The sequence below is a fragment of the Micromonospora radicis genome, from assembly GCF_003583405.1.
Classification (GTDB): Bacteria; Actinomycetota; Actinomycetes; order Mycobacteriales; family Micromonosporaceae; genus Micromonospora; species Micromonospora radicis.
On record NZ_QXEC01000001.1, the window covers coordinates 218,815 to 237,606 of the forward strand.

Consider the following 18,792-nt stretch of genomic DNA (forward strand, 5'->3'; position numbering starts at 1 on the left):
CAACCCATGGGCCGGCGCCGGGCGGCGCGGTGGACGGCGAACCGGCCGAGGCCGGCGACGCGGCTGTCCCGGCCGGGCCGACCTGGTCGGCCGGGGCACGACTGCTGGCCGCCGCCGCGGTCCTGGTGCTGGGGCTCGGTGGGGTCGCCGTGGTGGTGATCCTCTCCGACCCGCACCGGCTCGGCCTGGTCTTCTCCGGCGCCGGACCGCAGTCGGAGGAGACGGCCGAGCCGGCGGGCACCAGCGGGTTGGGCGGCGCGGCCCGGGCGGCCGCGGAGCGCGCCGAGGAGGCGATGACCGCGCCGCTGGACGGCCGCGAGCGAGCCAGCTTCGAGCTGGTCGACGGGGTGACCCGGTTCGAGTTGCGGGTGACGGACCTGGGGGAGGAGCTGTACCGGATCACCAGCCCGGCCGAATCCGACGCTCGACCCCGTCCCGAGCTGACCGGGGATCGGTTGCGGCTGCGGATGCAGCGGATCGGCGACGCGCCGGGTGCGGTGGAGGTGCTGCTCAACGCCCAGGTGTCGTGGGAACTGCGGATCACCGGCGGGGTTACCGAACGCCGGCTCGACCTCACCGCCGGACGGCTGTCCGCGCTGGAGTTCGCCGGTGGCGCGACCCGTACCGAACTGCGGTTGCCGCGCACCCGCGGCGCGCTGGTGGTGCGGGTGACCGGCGGGGTGAACCTCCTCGCCGTCACGGTCGCCGACGGGGCACCGGTACGGGTACGCGCCCGCTCCGGGGCCGGCGGAGTCAACGTGTACGAGGAACGCCGCGACGGTGTGCCGCCCGGTACGGTGCTCGGCTCGCCGAACTGGGACCGCTCGGTCGACCGGATCTTCCTGGACCTGGTGGCCGGCGCGAACCTGGTCACCGTGCGTCGGGGATGACACCGGCCGGTGCCGCCGCAGCCGGGTCGACCGGGCCCGTGGCGGGCGTACAGTCGGCTGGTGGAACGTACCGAGTCGTTGCCGGCAGAGACCCGACCGCCCGGGGTGGCGACCGTCGATCCGGGCAGTGTGCTGCTGCCGGGGCACGACGTGCCGCTGGGCCGCTACACCACGGTCCGCCGGCTGCTGCCGCAGCGGGCCCGGCGGCTGGTCGGCGCCTGGTGCTTCGTCGACCACTTCGGCCCGGACGACGTCGCCGTACGCCCCGGCATGGAGGTACCGCCGCACCCGCACACCGGCCTGCAGACCGTGACCTGGCTGCTCGACGGCGAGATCGTGCACCGCGACAGCCTGGGCAACGTGCAGCCGATCCGCCCCGGGCAGCTGAACGTGATGACCTCCGGCCACGGCATCGCCCACTCCGAGCGGTCCCCGGCCGACCGTCCGCCGCTGATGCACGGCGTGCAGTTGTGGGTGGCGCTGCCCGACTCGGCCCGCTCCGGTCCGGCGGACTTCGCCCACCACGCCGACCTGCCCCGCTGGCGGGACGGGGAACTGGACGTGACGCTGCTGGTCGGGGAGATCGACGGGGAGCGCTCACCGGCTCGGGCGTACACCCCGCTGCTCGGCGCCCAGCTGGAGGTGACCGGCCCGGGACCGGCCGCGCTGCCGCTGCGCCGGGACTTCGAGTACGCGCTGCTGGCCGTCGACGGCAGCGCCGAGGTCGACGGCGTACCCCTCACCCCCGGCGCGCTGCTCTGGCTCGGCACCGGCCGCACCTCGCTGGCCGTACGCGCGGAGCCCGGCACCCGGCTGATGCTGCTCGGCGGTACCCCGTTCGAGGAGCCGCTGGTGATGTGGTGGAACTTCGTCGGCCGCAGCCACGAGGAGATCGTGGCCGCCCGCGAGGACTGGATGGCCGGGCGGCGGTTCGGGGTCGTGGCCGCCGATCCGGATCCGCCGTTGCCCGCCCCCGCCCTGCCCACCACCCGACTCAAGGCCCGCGACCGGGCCGGCGGCTTCCAGGACTGACCGGGCCGGCGGTCCGCGGGACTGACCGGGCCGGCGGTCCGCGGGACTGACCGGGCCGCAGGCGGGTAGTAGCCGGCATGCCAACCGCGGTCGCCACCACCATCGAGGACCGGAAGCGCCTGGCCCGCCGGCTCGCCGGCAGCGGTCGAGGCTTCGCCGAGCAGTACGGTTTCCGGGTCACCAACAACCCGTCCAGCCTGTTCCAACTGCTCTGTCTCGCGGTGCTGCTGGCCCGCCGGGGAGACTTCCGGCGGGCCCTGGACAGCGCTCACGCCCTACCGGCGGCGGGCTGGGACAGCGCCGCCCGGCTGGCGCGGGCTCCGCACGGCGACCGGGTCCGGGTACTGTGCGACAGCGGTCAACGCGGCGACGTCGACGCCCTCGCCGACCTGCTCGGCGACCTGGCCCGCACCGTGACCGAGCGGTACCGGGGTGACCTGCGGCGGATGCGTTCCGCGGCCCGGCACGACCCAACCCGTGAGCGGATGCTGTTGGCCGCGCTGCCCGGGGTGGACGCGACGGTCGTCGACCTGTTCCTGCGCGAGGTGCAGGCGCTGTGGGCGGAGGTGGCGCCGGTCGCCGACAAGCGGGCGCTGGCGGCGGCACGTCGGCTCGGGTTGGGGCGTTCGGCCGCGGAACTCGCCGAGGTGGCCGGCGGCGGCGAATCGGAACGACTGGCCTGGCTGGTCGGGGCGCTCGCGCGGATCGACCTGGAGCACCGGTACGCGGAAGTGACCGGTTAGATCTTCGGTTGGTACCCCCATGTCCGTTCGGATGATGGCGTGTCGTATGCTGGTCGCGGTAACAGCGGCTGCCCGGTTCGGGCGGCCGTGGGGCCGCCTGGTGGCCGCGACCGGTTCGGCGCAGCCGCCACCAGGGCAGGTGGTTACCCAGGGGCGCCACCGGTCGCGGTTCGCGGCCGGGGCGCCCTCCTGGGTTTGCGGTCCGATGGTTCCGGTCAGATGCTGCGCAGATGCTGGGACACCCGTTGGTGCCGCTTGTCGCGGCCCGCTGCGGCCCGCTGCGCGTCGTTCACCTCCGGTGCGGCCTCGATACCGGCCGAACGGGCCACCTCCGTGCCGTTGGCGTAGTCGACCGGCGGCAGGGCACGCAGCGCGCGCAGCACGTCGGCCGGGGCTCCCTCGCGTTCGGCCTCGCGTAGTACGTCGTCCTTCCCGGCCGGGTAGTCCAGGCTGGACAGGTAGTGCAGAACGTCGGCGTAGCTCGCCATGGTGTCGGCTCCTCCCGGCTTCGTTCCGGCCACGACCGGCGGCGGTTACCCGCCCGGGCGCCGGTCACGCACCGTGTCCCGGAGAATCGGCCGCCGTTTCCGCGCCGGCCGGGCGGGTAACCGCCGACCGGAGGGGAGACACGATGAACTACGACACGTTCGTCGACCAGGTCGCCCAGCGCACCAGCACGTCCTCGGCACGGGCGGTGGAGCTGACCGGGGCGACCCTGGAGACGCTCGCCGAGCGGCTGACCGGCGGCGAGGCGCTGGACCTGGCGGTCCAGCTGCCCGAGCCGCTCCGGCTGTCGCTGCGGCCGACACCCGGTACCGAGGCGGCACACCGGTTCGGCGCGGCCGAGTTCGTCGCCCGGGTGGCCCTGCGGGCCGACGTCTCCGAGCCGGCCGCCCGCAACGTGGTGCGGGCGGTGTTCACCACCATCCGGGAGGCGGTCACCGGCGGAGAGTTCGACGAACTGGTGGTGCAGCTGCCGCGCGACTATCGCGACCTGGTCGAACCGGCGATGGCGCCGGGCGCGACCCTGCGCCGCCGCTGAACGCGCAGCCCCGGCCGCGTGCGGCCCCCGTCACCCGGCCGCGTGCGGCCCCCCGGTCACCCGGCCGCGTGCGGCTCCGGTCAGCCGACGGCACCGGCGGCGCGCAGCTCCGACACCCGGTCCGGGCGGTAGCCGGTCTCGGCGAGCACCTCGTCGGTGTGCTCACCCGGCCAGGGCGGCGGCCGCCGGAGCGCGGTCGGGGTACCGGAGAACCGGGGTGCCGGCGCCGGCTGGACCACCCCGTCGCGTACGACGAAGGTGTCCCGCGCCGTCAGGTGTGGATGCCGTGGCGCTTCCTGCCAGTCCAGCACCGGTGCCACGCAGGCGTCGGAGGCGGTGAGCAGGGCCGACCACTCGTCCCGCGACCGGCTGCGGAACAGCCGCGCCCAGGCCGCCCGCAGCGCCGGCCAGTTCGCCGGGTCGGTGCGGTCCGGCGCCTCGTCCGGCGGCAGTGGAAACCCGGTCCGCCGGACCAACTCGTCGTAGAACTTCGGCTCCAGCGCGCCGACCGCCAGGTACCGCCCGTCGGCACACTCGTAGGTGTCGTAGAACGGCGCACCGCCGTCGAGCAGGTTCACCCCGCGCGGGTCCTGCCACATGCCGAGCTGCCGCAGGGCGTGCACCTGGGTGCTCAGTACCGCCACCCCGTCCACCACGGCCGCGTCGACCACCTGACCGGCCGCGCCGCCGCGGACCGCGTACAGCGCGGAGACGACGCCCAGGGCCAGTAGCATCCCGCCGCCGCCGAAGTCGCCGAGCAGGTTCAGCGGTGGCACCGGCGGCTGTCCGGCCCGGCCGATGCCGTGCAGGGCCCCGGTCAGGGCCAGGTAGTCGATGTCGTGCCCGGCGTACGGGGCGTTCGGCCCGTCCTGCCCCCAACCGGTCATCCGGCCGTAGACCAGCCCGGGATTGACCGCGTGGCAGTCGGCCGGGCCCAGACCGAGCCGTTCGGTCACCCCGGGCCGGAAGCCCTCGATCAGGCCGTCCGCGTCACGGACCAGGGCCAGCACCACCTCCCGGCCGCCGGCCGACTTCAGGTCCACCGCGATCGACCGGCGGCCCCGGTTGAGCAGGTCGGGGTGCGGGGTGCCGAAGGCCGAGGCGTCCACGTCGGTCACCCGGTCCACCCGGATCACGTCGGCGCCGAGGTCGGCGAGCATCATCGCGGCGAACGGACCCGGTCCGATGCCGGCCAGCTCGACCAGGCGTACACCGGCCAGCGGGCCGGACTGCGCTGCGCTCATCGGTTCACGATAGGCACTCGTGTCCGACTGGAACACCGTTGACCTCGGCGGACGAGACCGGCGTGCCCCGCCTGGCGGCCGGGATCGGGCTGCCCTAACCTTGTCAGCACGAGGGGAGTACTTCCCACGAACCATACCGGTCAGTACGGCGCACCAGGGTGCGCCTCGGGTGGTTGCCCACGAAACGTGGGTGAAGGAGACCTCGAACATGACACGGTGTTCGAGGAGGATCCATGTCTGATTTGTCGTATGCGGCCGCCGGTTTCGAGACCATCGGTACGCCGTCGCTCTGGGCGATCACCATCGTCGGGGTCGTCGCCCTGCTGGTGCTCGACTTCGTGGTGACCCGCCGCCCGCACGAGGTGTCGCTGAAGGAAGCACTCGGCTGGTCCGCCTTCTACATAGCCCTGCCGCTGGCCTTCGGTGCCTGGGTCTGGTCCCAGTACGGACGTCAGGAGGGCATCGACTACCTGGCCGGCTACCTGGTCGAGAAGTCGCTGTCGGTGGACAACCTCTTCGTCTTCATGCTGCTGCTGGCCGCCTTCGCGGTACCGAGCGTGCTCGCCCAGCGGGTACTGCTCTTCGGTATCACCGGCGCGCTGGTGCTGCGCGGCATCTTCATCGCCCTCGGCGCGGCGGCCCTGCAGACCCTGGACTTCGCCTTCCTGATCTTCGCGTTGATCCTGCTGTTCACCGCGGCCAAGCTGCTGCGCGACGCCTTCACCGGGCACGAGCAGTCGGTCGACATCGCCAACATGCGCTCGGTGCGCCTGCTGCGCCGTTTCATGCCGGTGGTGAACGAGTACCACGGCACGAAGATGACCGTCCGGGTCGACGGGCGCCGTGCACTCACCCCGCTCGCGCTGGTGGTGGTGGCGGTGCTCGCCACCGACGTGGTGTTCGCCGTCGACTCGGTGCCGGCCGTCTACGGCATCACCGAGGACCCGTACCTCGTCTTCGCCACCAACGCCTTCGCCCTGCTCGGCCTGCGCGCGCTGTACTTCGTGCTGCACGCGGCGCTGAGCCGGCTGGTCCACCTCACCTACGGCCTGGCCATCATCCTGGCGTTCATCGGCGTCAAGCTCGGCCTGCACTGGGCGCACGGCATCTGGGAGGGCGTCCCGCTGATCCCCACCGAGATCTCCCTCCTGGTCATCATCGCCGTGCTGACCATCGTCACCATCACCAGTCTGCGGGCCACCCGCAACGTGGTGCCCGGCTCGAAGGAGGTCGTCACCGAACGACGGTGACGACACGCCGGCCCACCAGGCCAAGACCGGTGGGCCGGCGAACCTCCCCGGGTGCCGACCCGGACGTGGTACGACTTAGCGGTGGGAATCATCACGCCCGGCTTCTCGGGCCGGCCCCGGTCCGGCGCGCCGGACCTGCCGCCCGGGCAGTACCTGACACCGGACTTCCCGGTCCTCTCCGCCGGTCCGACACCCAAGGTGCCGCGGGCGGACTGGGAGTTCGTAATCACCACCGAAACCGGCACCGAGTACCGGTGGAGCTGGGACGAGATGATGTCGCTGCCCCAGGAGACGCCGACCGTCGACATCCACTGCGTCACCCGGTGGTCCAGGCTGGGCACCAGCTGGCAGGGGGTCTCCCTGGACACCCTGCTGGAGGAGGTCGAGACGGCCGCCGACTACGCCCTGGCGCACTCCTACGGCGGGTACACCACCAACCTGCCGCTGGACGACCTGCGCGACGGGCAGGCCTGGCTGGTGCACACGTACGACGGTGACGACCTGCCGGCCGAGCACGGTGGACCGGCCCGGCTGCTGGTGCCGCACCTCTACTTCTGGAAGTCCGCCAAGTGGTTACGCGGCATCCACCTGACCATCGAGGACACCCCCGGCTTCTGGGAGACCGCCGGCTACCACGACTACGGCGACCCGTGGCGCGAGCAGCGCTACCAGGGCGATTGAGCGGGCGGATGCGCTGGCAGCCGGCGCGGCTGGTGGGTCGCCGGGTCGAGACACCGAGCGCGCAGACTCTGGTACTCGAGGTGCCCGACTGGCCGTCGCACCTGCCCGGCCAGCACGTGGACATCCGGCTCACCGCACCGGACGGCTACCAGGCCGCCCGGTCGTACTCGCTGGCCGGCCCCGCCGACGGCGACCGGATCGAGGTCACCGTGCAGCGGGTGCCCGACGGCGAGGTGTCGCCGTTCCTGGTGGACGCCTTCCAGCAGGGCGACCCGGTCGAGGTACGCGGCCCACTCGGCGGTTGGTTCATCTGGCGGCCGCAGCAGACCGAGCCGGTACTGCTGGTGGCGGGCGGTTCCGGCGTGGTGCCACTGATGGCCATGATCCGTGCCCGGCGGGCGGCGGGCAGCCGTACGCCGTTCCGGCTGATCTACTCCGTACGGACCCCCGCCGACCTCTTCTACGCCGAGGAACTGCGCCAACGGGTGCGCGACGACGCCGGCCTCGACGTGGCGTACGTCTACACCCGTGAGGCGCCGCCGGGCTGGCGGGGCGAGCCACACCGGGTCGGGCTCGCCGACGTCAACAATCACGGCTGGCCGCCGGAGCTGGAACCGCTGGTGTACGTCTGCGGCCCCACCGGCTTCGTGGAGACCGTCTCCGACCTGCTCGTCGGGCTGGGACATCCGGCCCGTCGGGTCCGCACCGAACGTTTCGGCCCGACCGGCTGAGAGGAGACCGCGGATGACCGCGCTGCCGTACGTCGACGGCAACATGCTCGACGGCCCGATGGGGGAGGTGTTCGCCGTAGACCTCAGCACTGCCACCGGGCGGTGCGCGAACTGCGGCGCCACCGGTCCGGTGGCCGCCCTGCGGGTCTACTCGCACGCGCCCGGACTGGTGGCGCGCTGCCCGACCTGTGCCGAGGTGATGGTGCGGCTGGTCCGGGCGCCCGACCGGGCCTGGCTGGACCTGCGGGGCACCACGTTCCTCCAGTTCCCGATGCCGCCGTCCGGCGACGGTCCACTGGCGCAACCCTGATTTCAGGGTGAAATAAATATTTCAGGTTGAAATCACGCCGGTCCAGGAACGTGCCTCCCGGGCCAGGCGACCGTCGGGGTGCCAACAGGTTGCAGCCGCACCAGCCGCACCAGCCAACCGGTCGGCTCCTGCGGGGCGGACGTTTGTCGTGGCCGGCGACGGGAACCGGGCCGAGATGACGAAACCTCGTGTGGTGATCGTGGGAGCCGGGTTCGCCGGTTACCACGCGGCGAAGACGCTGAGTCGGCTGGCCCGCGACCGGGCCGAGATCGTCCTGCTGAACTCGACCGACTACTTCCTCTACCTGCCGTTGCTGCCCGAGGTGGCAGCCGGTGTGGTCGAGCCCGGCCGGGTCGCCGTGCCGTTGACCGGCACGCTGGACGGGGTACGCGTGGTCATCGGCGAGGCCGACCACGTCGACCTGCAGAACCGTTGGGTGGGCTTCAGCCAACCCGAGGGCGACCACAACCGGTTGGCGTACGACCGGCTCGTCCTCGCCGTCGGCAGCGTCAACAAACTGCTGCCGATTCCCGGCGTGACCGAGTACGCGCACGGCTTCCGGGGCCTGCCCGAGGCGGTCTACCTGCACGACCACGTGGTCCGGCAGATCGAGCTGGCCGAGCAGGCGGAGGACCCGGCCGAGCAGCAGGCCCGGGCCACCTTCGTGGTGGTCGGTGCCGGATACACCGGTACCGAGGTGGCCGCCCACGGACAACTGTTCACCGACGAACTGGCCGCCCAACGCCCCCGGCTGAAGATCCGCCCGAAGTGGATGTTGCTGGACGTCGCGCCGCGGGTGCTGCCCGAACTCGACCAGCGGATGTCGAAGACCGCGGACCGGGTGCTGCGTCGTCGCGGCGTGGACGTCCGGATGGGCACCTCCGTGGCCGTCGCCACCGCCGACGGGGTCAAACTCACCGACGGGGAGCACATACCGACCTGCTCCCTCGTCTGGTGCGTGGGCGTACGTCCCGACCCGTTCGTGGCCCAGTTGGGTCTGCGTACCGAGAAGGGGCGGTTGGTCGTCGACGAGTACCTCAACGTCCCCGGTTTCCCCGAGGTGTACGCCTGCGGTGACGCCGCCGCGGTGCCCGACCTGGCCCGCCCCGGCCAGGTCTGCACGATGACCGCGCAGCACGCGCAGCGGCAGGGCAAGCTGGCCGCACACAACATCGCCGCCTCGTACGGGCAGGGCCGCCGCCGGCCGTACAAGCACCACGACCTCGGCTGGGTGGTCGACCTCGGCGGCAGGCAGGCGGCGGCGAACCCGCTCAAGGTGCCGCTGGCCGGCCTGCCGGCCAAGGCCGTCACCCGCGGCTACCACCTGCTGGCGATGCCGGGCAACCGGGCCCGGGTGAGCGCCGACTGGCTGCTCGACGCGACGCTGCCCCGGTCGGCGGCCCAACTGGGTCTCGTACCGGCCAACGCCGTACCGCTGGAGAGCACCTCACCCGAGGTGCCCAGCCGGGCTCGCTGACGGGCGGGGCTGGGCGTGCGGGCCGGCGGGCGGGGTGCCCGCCGGCCCGACAGTCGCCCGGGCGCTCGACCTTCGTCAGCCGGCCAGGCCGGCGCCCGCCTCGTCGATCGCGGCGTCGACCGTGTGGGCCAGGTCGACGTCCAGCGCGGTCACCCCGCCGACGCGACCGGTGGTGACGGTCAGTACGGCGGTGCTCGGGTCCGCCCGGCCGATCCGTGGCCCCCGGCCGGTCTGGCCGCGCAGCTCGTCGAGCCGGTCCAACACCCGATCGAGGTTGTCCGCCGGTAGTTCGAGGGTCCGCGACAGTCCGTCGCCCTCGTCCGACCAGTACGGCAGGTCGGCCAGCGCGGCGTCGAGGTCCGCCTTCGGCAGCGGCGGCGTGGCGCTACTGGCGCCGACCACCCCGCCGCCGACGGACGGCGGGTTCAGCAGTTCCCGCAGTTCGTCCGGCACGTGCAACGACTCGATCAGATCACCGTCCTGCTCGGCGAGCGCCGCGAGGGTTGCCTCGGCCTGGTAGCGGGCCTGTTCGGGGCTCCGTCCGCTGAGCCGCCCCACCTCGGACAGGAAGCCCGGCAGGTCCTGCCGCCGCTCGATACCGTCGACCGGCACGACGTCGTGCAGCGAGGTCGGCACCGCCGCCAGCAGGCGCTGGCGTTCGGCCGCGCCCAGCGCCCAGGCCAGCACGAGCACGGTGGACTCCACGCCGACCTTCGCCGTGCGGAAGTCCACGCCGGCCCGACGTACCACGTCCTCGACGAGATCCCGGTAGCCGATCGGAGCCACCCCCGGTTCCTGCCTGCCCGGTTCGGGGCGGGGGCGGGAGGTCTCCGGGACACCGGCCGGCGCCGGGGTGGGACCACCGCGCGTGGCATCGGGTTTGTGGCGTTTGCCGGCCGGCGGAGGTCCGGCGCGTTTGCCCTGGTCGAGGTGGGTGAGCTGCTTCGACGCACTGAGGCTGGCCCCGGTGTCGCCGGCCTGCCGGCCGCGTTCCCGTGCCTGCCGGGCCAGCGCCCGTCGACGCTGGTTGTCGCCCTCCATCTGCTTGCGCATGGTGACACCTCGCTTCCGCTGGTGTTCCCTGGCTTCAACGGTGGCTGTTCCCTGGCCTCGTCGGTGGCCTTCCCGCCGCCACCGGGCGCGAAACGATCGCTCCGGCTCCGGCTCGGGGCCCGCCGGACAGCGACGATTCCGCTTCATCCTCGCCGGGTGAGGGACGCTCACCCCAGCGGTGCGGACGATCGACCTGGACCGGAGATCTTCCGAGGCACGCGGAAGGGCAGGTCGTGATGAAGCGGATTGTCGAGATCGTCCCCGCCCGCCCGGGCTGGTACGCCCGGTGGCGCCTGGCCGCCGAGAGCGACGTCTCCGGGCCCCCCGGCAGCACCCGGTGCTACTCCGTGAGCCTGTGGGCGCTGCTGGAGGAGGCCGACGGCACCGGCCGCGAGGTGATCGGCGTCGACTGTGCCGGGCAGTGGCCCGGAGCCGACGACGACACGGGCGCGGAGTTCGTCCGCTACCTGTTCAGCCCGCCCGACTCCGGTCCGCCGGAGGACGCCGAACCGGTACCCGAACCGCGTCGAGCCGGGTTTGCGGTCCCGGCACCCTGAGCCGAACTCCGGCCCCCGGCCCCTGGTCCCAGGGTCGGGGGCCATCCCCCGGTCGGCGGTTCAGCCAGCTGCCTGTACGTCGTCCTCGGTGGTGGCGGACATCTCGAGCAACTCGGCGAGACCGGTACGGTCCAGCAACTGCCGCAGGTTGGCGCTGACCCCGGTCAGCCGGATCGGTGCGGAACCGCCCCGATGGGCCACCACGAAGGCGCTCAGACCGGAGGAGTCGCACAGGCCGACGCCCGCCAGGTCGATGACCAGCTGCTGGTAACCCTCACGGCGCAACTCGGTGACCGCGGCGATCAGTTCGGGTGCACTGTCGAAGTCGAGGTCCCCGGTCAACTTCAGCTCGGCCCGCCCAGCGTCGAACCGGCCGACCTCGATGGTCAACAGCTGCGCGGTCATGGCTCCATGCTCCCAGTCCGTCGGGTTGGCGCAAGTCGCGGGGTGGGCGATTCGTCATCCGCGTGAAGTGACCCACCGCCCGCTGCGCGTTCCGTCGTCAGGCCGGCCGGCTCAGGCGGTGACGGTGGGTTGCCCGTCGGGCTCGCTCGTCACCGGGGCGCCGGGGCCGACCGGCCGGGCGAGCAGGCCGGTCACCCCGGTCATGTCGAGAATGGTCTCCAGGAACCGCGGCACCGCCCGCAGCCGCAGGACGATGCCCGACTTCTGCCCTTCGCGCCAGGCGTGCACGATGACGCTGAGCCCGGTGCTGTCGATGAACTGCAAACCGGCGAAGTCGAGTACGAGTAGTCCGGGGCGGGCCTGTAGCGCCCGGTCGATCTCCGCATGCAGCGGGCTCGCCGTGGTGTACGCGAGGTCTCCACTCACCCGGATCACGGCCGTGTCGGGATCGGCCCGGTCGACGGACAGGCTCAGCGGCGTCGTCTCGGGTCTTCGACCGTGGGACAGCAACGATCACGCCTTCCGCGGTGGCGGGCGGGCAGGGGCGCTCGGATCGTAACAACCAGCGCGGCGGGCCGCTCGACGGGCGGGGCGAGGGCGTGGTCGGGCGGTCGCCCAGGTGGCGGCGCGGCGATACCGGCGTAGGCTGGTTGCTGGGACGCGACCAGGCACGCCGCTCGACGCGGGTGCGGCGATCGAGAAGGAGTGGGGCTCAGCTGGTGACTGGTGCCGACGTCAGGGACATCGACCCGGGCGACGGACGGTTAGCCACACCGAGTGCCTCCCTGGCCCCGGCGTGGCGGTCTGCCGCGCCCGGGTCCGCGCCGCCGACGGCCGTGCAACCGCCGCGTTCCCCGGCCGCCGAGGAGTGGCTGGAGTCGTCGCGTGCCCCGGCCGGACGGGACTGGCCGGAGATCGCCGAACATCTCCGCGAGGGCGTCGTGGTCTGCGGCCCCGACGGCGTGGTGTGGCACGTCAGCCCGGTGGCCGAACGGTTGCTACCGGAGGCCGTACCGGGCGGGACGCTCGCGAACTTCGACGGGTGGCACGCCGGCATCGCCGAGTTCACCCACCACGGACGTCGGCTGCGTACCCGCCGGGTCGCGCTGTCTGCCGGCCGCGGCTGCTGGTACGTGGAGGACGTCACCGAGCACCTCGGGTCGGTCGACGCGTTGGCGGCGGAGCAGGCCCGCGCGGCGTTCCTGGCCGTGGTCGGCGAGAAGCTCGGCAACCCGCTGCATCCCGACCGGGCCGCCGCGGCGGTGGTCCGACTCGCGGTGCCCGCGCTGGCCGAGGTGGCCGTGCTGGTGTTGGCGCCCCGGTCCGGGCGGGCCCGCTGGTGGCGGGCGCAGCGGGCCGGCGACGACGGCCCGAAGGTCGACCAGGGCCTGCTGGCCGCGGCGGAACTGCCCTCGTCGGTGACCGACAGCCTGCGCGGACTGACCCCGCACACCGTCGACTGGCTGGCCGAGCAGGCCGTCGAGGCGGGCTGGTTGCCCGGGCTGTCCGCCGCCGACGTCTGTGCCCGGCTGGTGGCGCTGCCCGGCCGCGACGCCCCCGTCGGGGTGCTGCTGGTCGCCCGACCGGCCGCCCGGTGGTTCGACGAGGAGGACATCGACCTGCTCCGGGTGTTCGCCGCCCGGGCCGGGGCGGCGTTGACCACCGCCCTGCTCTACCGCGACCAGGCCGAGGTGGCCGACACGCTACAGGCCAGCCTGCTGCCGGCGGAGCCGGTGCAGGCGCCGGGCGTGCAGTGGGGTACGGCGTACCGACCGGCCCAGGCCGGTCTGCGCATCGGCGGCGACTTCTACGGCGCACACCGGCTGCCCGACGGCGGCTCGGTGTTCTTCCTCGGCGACGTCTCGGGCAAGGGCGTGGAGGCCGCCGTCTTCACCGGGCAACTGCGCCAGTGCCTGCACGCGCTGCACCGGGTCGAGGCGCAGCCGGCCCGGCTGCTGCGGCTGCTCAACGACGCCCTGCTGGAGACCACCCTGGCCCACGGGCAGGGCCGCTTCGCCACACTGGTGCTGGGTGTGGTCCGGCCGCACCGCGACGGCGGTCTGGCGTTGACGCTGGCCGGGGGAGGTCACCTCCCTCCGTTGGTGCTGCGTTCCTCCGGTGCGGTCGAGCAGCTCCCACTGAGCGGGATGCTCATCGGCGTGGTGCCGGATCCGCGGGTGGGTCAGGTCACTACCCGGCTCGCACCGGGAGAGACGTGCGTGCTCTACAGCGACGGCGTGACCGAGGCGCGGGGCGGCCGGCGGGGTACGGAGCAACTCGGCACCGACCGGCTGGTGCAGGCGATGACCGGCTGCCAACGGATGCCGGCGCCGGCCCTGGCCGAACGGATCGAGCAGGTGACCTGCGACTGGCTGGCCCAACGCGACCACGACGACATCGCGGTGCTCGCGCTGCGGGCCACCACCGCCGGCCGGCCGCAGCGGCACCTGCACGCGGTGCCCGCGCCGGTGTCACCGGCCAGCCGGGCGGCGACTCCGTGACCGTCGCGGTGACGGGAGCCTTGCCGGCGGCGGCGTACCCCGAGTATCTGCGGTGTCTCGCCGAGGCGGACGAGTCGGCCGCCGTCGAGGTGGCGCGCGGGCTGCTCGACGCCGGGGTACCCGCCGACCGGGTGCTGCTGGATCTGGTCGCCCCGGCACAGGCCGAGGTGGGGGAGCGGTGGGCGCGTAACGAGTGGAACGTGGCCCAGGAGCACGCGGCCACGCACGTCAGCGAGCAGGTGGTGGCGGCGGTTTCCGCGTACGCCGGGGTGCGCCCGGAGCGGGGCCGGGTCGTGGTGGCCTGTATGGACGGCGAGTGGCACGCGCTGCCGGCGCGGCTGGTCGCCGAGGTGCTGCGGTTGCGGGGTTGGCAGGTGACCTTCCTCGGGGCCAGCGTGCCCGCCGCGCACCTGGTGTCGTATCTGCACCGGCACGACGCGTACGCGGTGGCGTTGGCCTGCGCGCTGCCGATGCGGCTGCCGCAGGCGCACCGGATGATCGAGGCGTGCCGGCGTTCGGACGTGCCGATCGTGGTCGGTGGCCGCGGGTTCGGCGTGGACGGCCGGTGGGCCCGGCGGCTCGGGGTCGCCTGGGCGCCGGACGCGCCGGCCGCCGCCGAATTGCTCGCCGACGAACGGGCGTTGCGGGCGAGCCCGCCCGCCGGTCTCGCGCAGCTGGCCGACGACGAGTACGCGGGCCTGATCAGCCGCCGCGCTGAACTGATCGACAGTGCGTTGGCCGAGCTGGCGCACCGGATGCCGGCCACCCGTGTCTACACGCCGTCCCAGCTGGACTCCACGGTCAGCGACCTCGGCTACATCCTGGACTTCCTGGCCGCCGCCCTCTATGTCGACGACGGATCCCTGTTCACCGAGTTCGTCGAGTGGCTGGAGGCCATTCTGGACAGTCGGGGGGTGCCGGCCGTCGCGATTGCCGGTACGTTGCGTCACCTCTCCGGCGCCTTGCGTGACTTCCCGCGCGCCGCGGGCTATCTCGCCGACGGTTACGTATCGTTGCCGTCGCCGGAGCGGCGGGCGTCCGCACCGGAGGCGTAAACTGCGGCCCGCCGTGGGGATCGCCCTATACTTGCCTCACTGCAAGCATCCGTCCTGGGTGGCGAGAGGGGATTGCCGTGACGTTCACCGTCACGTACGCCGAACGTGACGGAGGTGGGCCGGCCCACCTCCGCCTTGCCGGTGAGCTGGACATGGGCAGCGCACCCCAGTTGACTGCCGTGATCGACCGGCTGACCGACGCGGGGGAGCGGAAACTCCTGGTCGACCTGACCGACCTCACCTTCTGTGACTCGACAGGTATCGCGGTCTTCGTTCGCGGCGACAACCGGGCGGCTGCGGCGGGTGGGTGGCTGCGGGTGACCGGCGCGACCGGCCGGGTGGAGCGGGTACTCAAGGTCACCGGCCTGTCCGAGGTGCTGGGTTACCCCACCGACCCGGCCGACCCTTCGGCCACCGATCGTCCGGCCATGGGCTAGATTCCCCGCCAGCGCGAGATTCGCAGACTCCGTGCTCGCCGACCTGAGGCAGGTAGTGATGGCCGCTCGTACCCTTGACCCGGTTCGCATCCTCGTGGTGGATGACGACCCGGGCGACGTGCTCATGATCGAGGAAGCCCTGGCGACCTCGGACGTCGACAAGGTCATCGACGTGGTCGGTGACGGCCAGGAGGCGATGGAGTTCCTCCGCCGTGAGGGCCGGCACACCGGCGCCCAACGTCCGGACGTGATCCTGCTCGACCTGAACATGCCCCGCAAGGACGGGCGGCAGGTGCTGGGTGAGGTGAAGGGTGACGACGACCTGCGGACCATTCCGATCGTCGTACTGACCACCTCGAACGCGGACACCGACATCATCAGCAGCTACACGCTGCAGGCCAACGCGTACGTCACCAAGCCGATCGACCTGGACGACTTCAACGACGTGGTCCACCGTATCGACGAGTTCTTCGGTCGGGTCGTCGTCCTGCCCAAGCAGCGGGGCTGACCCGGTCGCCGTCGATACCGACGGCGACCGCCGTCCCCGCGCGTCGGTCGGGCGGGGCGGTCAGGTCAGCGCGGCCACGACTGTGCTGGCCCGCTCCTCGTGCTGCGCGTACGCGTACGGGTAGGCGGAGATCTGCACGGCCTGGGCGGCCATCGTCAGGCTCATCTGCTGCCAGCCGGGCACCTCGAGCAGCGCCGTGTAGAACGCCCGTGCCGCGTACGCCGGGCGCATCAGCTCGCGTACCGTGCCCCAGCCGCTGCTGGGCCGCTGCTGGAACAGGCCGACCGAGTCGTGGTCCCAGCCGATGGCCTGGTGCGGGTACTCCTGCGACTCGGGCAGCACGCCGCTGGCGTAGTTGAGCAGGGTGCTCTCCTGCATCGCCGTGGCGACCGCGACGACCAGACCCTGACGCGGGATCTTCATCTCGACACCGACGTCCACGATCACCTTGGCGTTGTCCATCTGTGCCTGGGTGAGCCCGGCGACCGGCTTGGGGCGGGCCGGCTTGGCCGGCGACTTCTTCGGCTTCGGGCTGGTCGAGGGCTTGGCCGTCGGGGAGGCGGACGGACTGGGGCTGGGGCTTGCCGGCGTGGGGGAGGGGCTGCGCTCCAGGGAGCGGGAGGCGGGGTCGTCCTCGGCGGCCAGCGCACGGTCGGCGACCGCCTCGGCCACCCGGGGCAGGGGCACCGGCTCGGCGGCCTCGCGGGTGGCCGCCACCGCCACGGCGGTCGCGCCGAGGCAGCAGGTCACGCCCGTGGCGAGAGCCACCCGCATCGGGGTGGAGGCCAGCAGGGCCCGGACGCCGCGGCGCGGAGGAACCGCAGCGCGGTGCCGGCCGCCCACCCGTTCGGACGATGCTCCATCGGCCGAGCGGCTCGCCGGTTGCTGGGGGGTCAGCTTCTGGTCGATCTGGTCGTCGGGATGCACCCGCCGAGGCTAGAAAGCTTGCGGCCCGCTGCCATCGGCCCGGTTGGTGGCATGGGTCACAGTTTGCTGCTATTCGTCGCGCGATTCTCCGCGATCGTCCCGATAGCGGATATCCCGCCGTTATCCGTAATTCCCTTTATATCGTAATTGCCGGGACAGGCGGGCAGGAACTGGTGATCTCGTCGAGGTCGATTCCAGTCCCGGTGCGCATCCCCCGAACGGCCGACCCGTGGGTCGGCCCGGAGTCGCGTCGGAGAGGGTTGATCGGTCCAGCGCCGGGCGGTACGCCGACACCGCAACCGGCCGCCGGGCCAACCGGCCGCCGGGCCAACCGGCCGCCGGGCCAACCGGTGAAGGGCCAGCCGGTGAAGGGCCAACCGGTGAAGGGCCAACCGGTGAAGGGGCGGCCGGCGGACGGCTCAGTGCCGTCCGTTCTCCGCCGGTGTGACGGTGAGCCGGTGCCGGCTGCCGTCCGCGCTGGAGAACGGCCACAACTGTTCCGCGTGCTCGACCAACTCCGCGAGCTGCTGCCGGCTCAACCCGACCGAGGCGATCGAGGCGTGCACGTCGGCGCGGTACCGGCCGTCGTCGTCCCGGCCCAGTTTCGCCTCCGCGCGTACCTGCACGGTGTGCGCCTCGTCGGTGATCCCACCCGCCGCCTCCACCGCCGCGTGGTGCAGGCAGGACGCGAAGGCGGCGGCGAGCAGCTGCGACGGCGTCAGCCCGGTGCAGTGCGCCGCCAGCGGCGAGGCGAGGGTGGTGGAGAGCGCCTCGTCGTCGGTGTGGATGTGGCCGCCCTCGGCGGTCGCGGTGGCAATCTCGTTCAGCCAGGAACTCGGCATCGTGTTCCTCCCCGTCACTCCCCGCCCGGCTACCCGCCGGTGGTGCGGTGAAACCGGCGGGTCAGCCGGGGTGCCGGGTGGTGAACCGGAGCGCGCCCGCCGCCTCGGTGGCCGCGGCGGCGGCCTGGTCGTTCCACGGGCTGACCGACGACGGTCGGGGTCGGGGCAGCAGCGGCTGCTGCATCGGCACGTAGACCCGGGCGTCCACCGCCTCGGCCAGCAGCAGCGCGGCGACCACGCTGCTCGGCCGGCGGGCCGGATCCTCGGCGAGACAGCGCCGGCACAGCTCGGCCACCTCGGCGGGCAGCCCCGGCACCTCGGGCAGGGGCTGCGGCGGCTGCCGCCGGTCCGGACCGAGCAACTGGGTGACGCTGTCGGCCGCGTACGGCAGCCGTCCGGTCAGGCAGTAGTAGAGCAGTACGCCCAGGGCGTACATGTCCGCCGCCGGGGTGGCCGGTGCCCGGCACAGCTGCTCCGGTGCCAGGTAGGCGGGGGTACCGACCACGATGCCCTCGGGCGTGGGGTCGTCGGCGCCGGCCGGGGCGGCGATGCCGAAGTCGAGCACCTTCACCCCGGCCGGGGTGAGCATGACGTTCGCCGGCTTGACGTCGCGGTGCACGATGCCGTGCGCGTGGGCGGCGGCCAGCGCGGCGCTCACCTCGGCGCACACCCGTACCGCGATCCGCCAGTCCAGCGGGCCGGCGCGCAGGTGGACGGCGAGCGTCTCGCCCGGCACCAGCTCCATCACGATGTACGGCGCCTCCCGGCCGGGCACCGTGGCGCAGGCGCCGAAGTCGTGCACGCTGGCGACGTTCGGATGCACCAGCCGGGCCGCCGAACGGGCCTCGGCCCGGATGCGTTCGACCGATCCCTCGCCGTCCAGCCCCGGCGACACCAGCTTCACCGCCACCGGCCGGTCCAGCACCTCGTCGTGCCCCCGCCAGACCTCCGACATGCCGCCGATACCGATGCGCTGTTCGAGCCGGTACCGCCCGTCCAGCGTCCTCATCGACCGCTCCCTGCCCTCGTGCCGCCTCGCCGCGACTCGGCGCGGCTCGCCCGGTGCGACCCGCGCCGCGCCCGTGGCTTCGGCACGGTACCCCACCT

At 73.1% G+C, this 18,792-nt stretch carries 22 protein-coding genes; 14 read left to right on the forward strand and 8 right to left on the reverse strand.

Going from position 1 to position 18,792, the window contains the following annotated elements:
- Positions 1-29 precede the first annotated feature (29 nt).
- The 3 genes from D2L64_RS01000 to D2L64_RS01010 all read left to right on the forward strand — a co-directional run bounded on the left by D2L64_RS01000 (position 30) and on the right by D2L64_RS01010 (position 2,665).
- Positions 30-890 carry a hypothetical protein gene (locus D2L64_RS01000; protein WP_119572520.1) on the forward strand — a complete coding sequence of 287 codons (861 nt, stop codon included), beginning with the start codon at positions 30-32 and terminating at the stop codon, positions 888-890.
- Between the two features lie 60 nt (positions 891-950).
- On the forward strand, positions 951-1,922 hold the full coding sequence (locus tag D2L64_RS01005; RefSeq protein WP_119572521.1) for a pirin family protein: 972 nt from the start codon (positions 951-953) through the stop codon (positions 1,920-1,922).
- A 77-nt stretch (positions 1,923-1,999) separates the two neighbouring features.
- Positions 2,000-2,665, forward strand: coding sequence for a hypothetical protein (locus D2L64_RS01010; RefSeq protein WP_119572522.1), 666 nt, complete (start codon positions 2,000-2,002; stop codon positions 2,663-2,665).
- Positions 2,666-2,880: 215 nt separating this feature from the next.
- Here D2L64_RS01010 and D2L64_RS01015 read toward each other — a convergent pair whose 3' ends face one another.
- On the reverse strand, positions 2,881-3,153 hold the full coding sequence (locus D2L64_RS01015; RefSeq protein ID WP_119572523.1) for a DUF2795 domain-containing protein: 273 nt from the start codon (positions 3,151-3,153) through the stop codon (positions 2,881-2,883).
- A 143-nt stretch (positions 3,154-3,296) separates the two neighbouring features.
- Between D2L64_RS01015 and D2L64_RS01020 the strand changes: the two genes are divergently transcribed.
- Positions 3,297-3,707 carry a DUF2267 domain-containing protein gene (locus tag D2L64_RS01020; RefSeq protein ID WP_119572524.1) on the forward strand — a complete coding sequence of 137 codons (411 nt, stop codon included), beginning with the start codon at positions 3,297-3,299 and terminating at the stop codon, positions 3,705-3,707.
- A gap of 80 nt (positions 3,708-3,787) precedes the next feature.
- Here the strand turns inward: D2L64_RS01020 and D2L64_RS01025 are convergent, their stop codons facing one another.
- Positions 3,788-4,951: a CaiB/BaiF CoA transferase family protein gene (locus D2L64_RS01025; protein ID WP_119572525.1), complete on the reverse strand. Its 1,164-nt coding sequence runs from the start codon at positions 4,949-4,951 to the stop codon at positions 3,788-3,790.
- Between the two features lie 233 nt (positions 4,952-5,184).
- On the opposite strand from D2L64_RS01025, the gene D2L64_RS01030 reads away from it, so the two are divergent.
- From D2L64_RS01030 to D2L64_RS01050, 5 genes are all read left to right on the forward strand, one after another.
- Positions 5,185-6,201, forward strand: coding sequence for a TerC/Alx family metal homeostasis membrane protein (locus D2L64_RS01030; RefSeq protein WP_119572526.1), 1,017 nt, complete (start codon positions 5,185-5,187; stop codon positions 6,199-6,201).
- Between the two features lie 90 nt (positions 6,202-6,291).
- Entirely contained in the window at positions 6,292-6,882 is a 591-nt protein-coding gene (locus D2L64_RS01035; protein ID WP_199714373.1) for a sulfite oxidase-like oxidoreductase, read from the forward strand.
- Positions 6,883-6,890: 8 nt separating this feature from the next.
- Positions 6,891-7,613, forward strand: a complete 723-nt coding sequence (locus D2L64_RS01040; protein ID WP_119572528.1) for a ferredoxin reductase — start codon at positions 6,891-6,893, stop codon at positions 7,611-7,613.
- A gap of 13 nt (positions 7,614-7,626) precedes the next feature.
- Positions 7,627-7,923 (forward strand): DUF6510 family protein, encoded by a 297-nt coding sequence (locus D2L64_RS01045; protein WP_119572529.1) that lies wholly within the window; start codon positions 7,627-7,629, stop codon positions 7,921-7,923.
- A 175-nt stretch (positions 7,924-8,098) separates the two neighbouring features.
- Positions 8,099-9,400, forward strand: a complete 1,302-nt coding sequence (locus D2L64_RS01050; protein WP_119572819.1) for an NAD(P)/FAD-dependent oxidoreductase — start codon at positions 8,099-8,101, stop codon at positions 9,398-9,400.
- Between the two features lie 75 nt (positions 9,401-9,475).
- Here the strand turns inward: D2L64_RS01050 and D2L64_RS01055 are convergent, their stop codons facing one another.
- A complete protein-coding gene (locus tag D2L64_RS01055; protein WP_119572530.1) occupies positions 9,476-10,453 on the reverse strand; it encodes a DUF2267 domain-containing protein in 978 nt (325 codons plus the stop codon).
- 236 nt (positions 10,454-10,689) lie between these two features.
- Here D2L64_RS01055 and D2L64_RS01060 point away from each other — a divergent pair, with 236 nt between their 5' ends.
- On the forward strand, positions 10,690-11,010 hold the full coding sequence (locus D2L64_RS01060) for a hypothetical protein (protein WP_119572531.1): 321 nt from the start codon (positions 10,690-10,692) through the stop codon (positions 11,008-11,010).
- 60 nt (positions 11,011-11,070) lie between these two features.
- On the opposite strand, the gene D2L64_RS01065 is transcribed toward D2L64_RS01060, so the two are convergent.
- Both D2L64_RS01065 and D2L64_RS01070 read right to left on the reverse strand, forming a co-directional pair.
- The gene (locus D2L64_RS01065; RefSeq protein ID WP_119572532.1) at positions 11,071-11,415 is read right to left on the reverse strand and encodes an STAS domain-containing protein; all 345 of its coding nucleotides are present in this window, start codon (positions 11,413-11,415) and stop codon (positions 11,071-11,073) included.
- A 111-nt stretch (positions 11,416-11,526) separates the two neighbouring features.
- On the reverse strand, positions 11,527-11,925 hold the full coding sequence (locus tag D2L64_RS01070) for an STAS domain-containing protein (RefSeq protein ID WP_325049888.1): 399 nt from the start codon (positions 11,923-11,925) through the stop codon (positions 11,527-11,529).
- Between the two features lie 209 nt (positions 11,926-12,134).
- Here D2L64_RS01070 and D2L64_RS01075 point away from each other — a divergent pair, with 209 nt between their 5' ends.
- From D2L64_RS01075 to D2L64_RS01090, 4 genes are all read left to right on the forward strand, one after another.
- Positions 12,135-13,916, forward strand: a complete 1,782-nt coding sequence (locus D2L64_RS01075; RefSeq protein ID WP_119572533.1) for a PP2C family protein-serine/threonine phosphatase — start codon at positions 12,135-12,137, stop codon at positions 13,914-13,916.
- An 8-nt stretch (positions 13,917-13,924) separates the two neighbouring features.
- The gene (locus D2L64_RS01080; protein WP_233558692.1) at positions 13,925-14,971 is read left to right on the forward strand and encodes a cobalamin B12-binding domain-containing protein; all 1,047 of its coding nucleotides are present in this window, start codon (positions 13,925-13,927) and stop codon (positions 14,969-14,971) included.
- A 77-nt stretch (positions 14,972-15,048) separates the two neighbouring features.
- The gene (locus D2L64_RS01085; RefSeq protein ID WP_119572535.1) at positions 15,049-15,408 is read left to right on the forward strand and encodes an STAS domain-containing protein; all 360 of its coding nucleotides are present in this window, start codon (positions 15,049-15,051) and stop codon (positions 15,406-15,408) included.
- Between the two features lie 58 nt (positions 15,409-15,466).
- Positions 15,467-15,916 (forward strand): response regulator, encoded by a 450-nt coding sequence (locus D2L64_RS01090; protein WP_119572536.1) that lies wholly within the window; start codon positions 15,467-15,469, stop codon positions 15,914-15,916.
- A gap of 60 nt (positions 15,917-15,976) precedes the next feature.
- Here D2L64_RS01090 and D2L64_RS01095 read toward each other — a convergent pair whose 3' ends face one another.
- The 3 genes from D2L64_RS01095 to D2L64_RS01105 form a co-directional block, all read right to left on the reverse strand.
- Positions 15,977-16,843, reverse strand: a complete 867-nt coding sequence (locus tag D2L64_RS01095) for a hypothetical protein (protein WP_119572537.1) — start codon at positions 16,841-16,843, stop codon at positions 15,977-15,979.
- A 419-nt stretch (positions 16,844-17,262) separates the two neighbouring features.
- On the reverse strand, positions 17,263-17,685 hold the full coding sequence (locus D2L64_RS01100) for an OsmC family protein (RefSeq protein ID WP_119572538.1): 423 nt from the start codon (positions 17,683-17,685) through the stop codon (positions 17,263-17,265).
- Between the two features lie 61 nt (positions 17,686-17,746).
- A complete protein-coding gene (locus D2L64_RS01105) occupies positions 17,747-18,694 on the reverse strand; it encodes a serine/threonine-protein kinase (RefSeq protein WP_119572539.1) in 948 nt (315 codons plus the stop codon).
- Between the last annotated feature and the right edge of the window lie 98 nt (positions 18,695-18,792).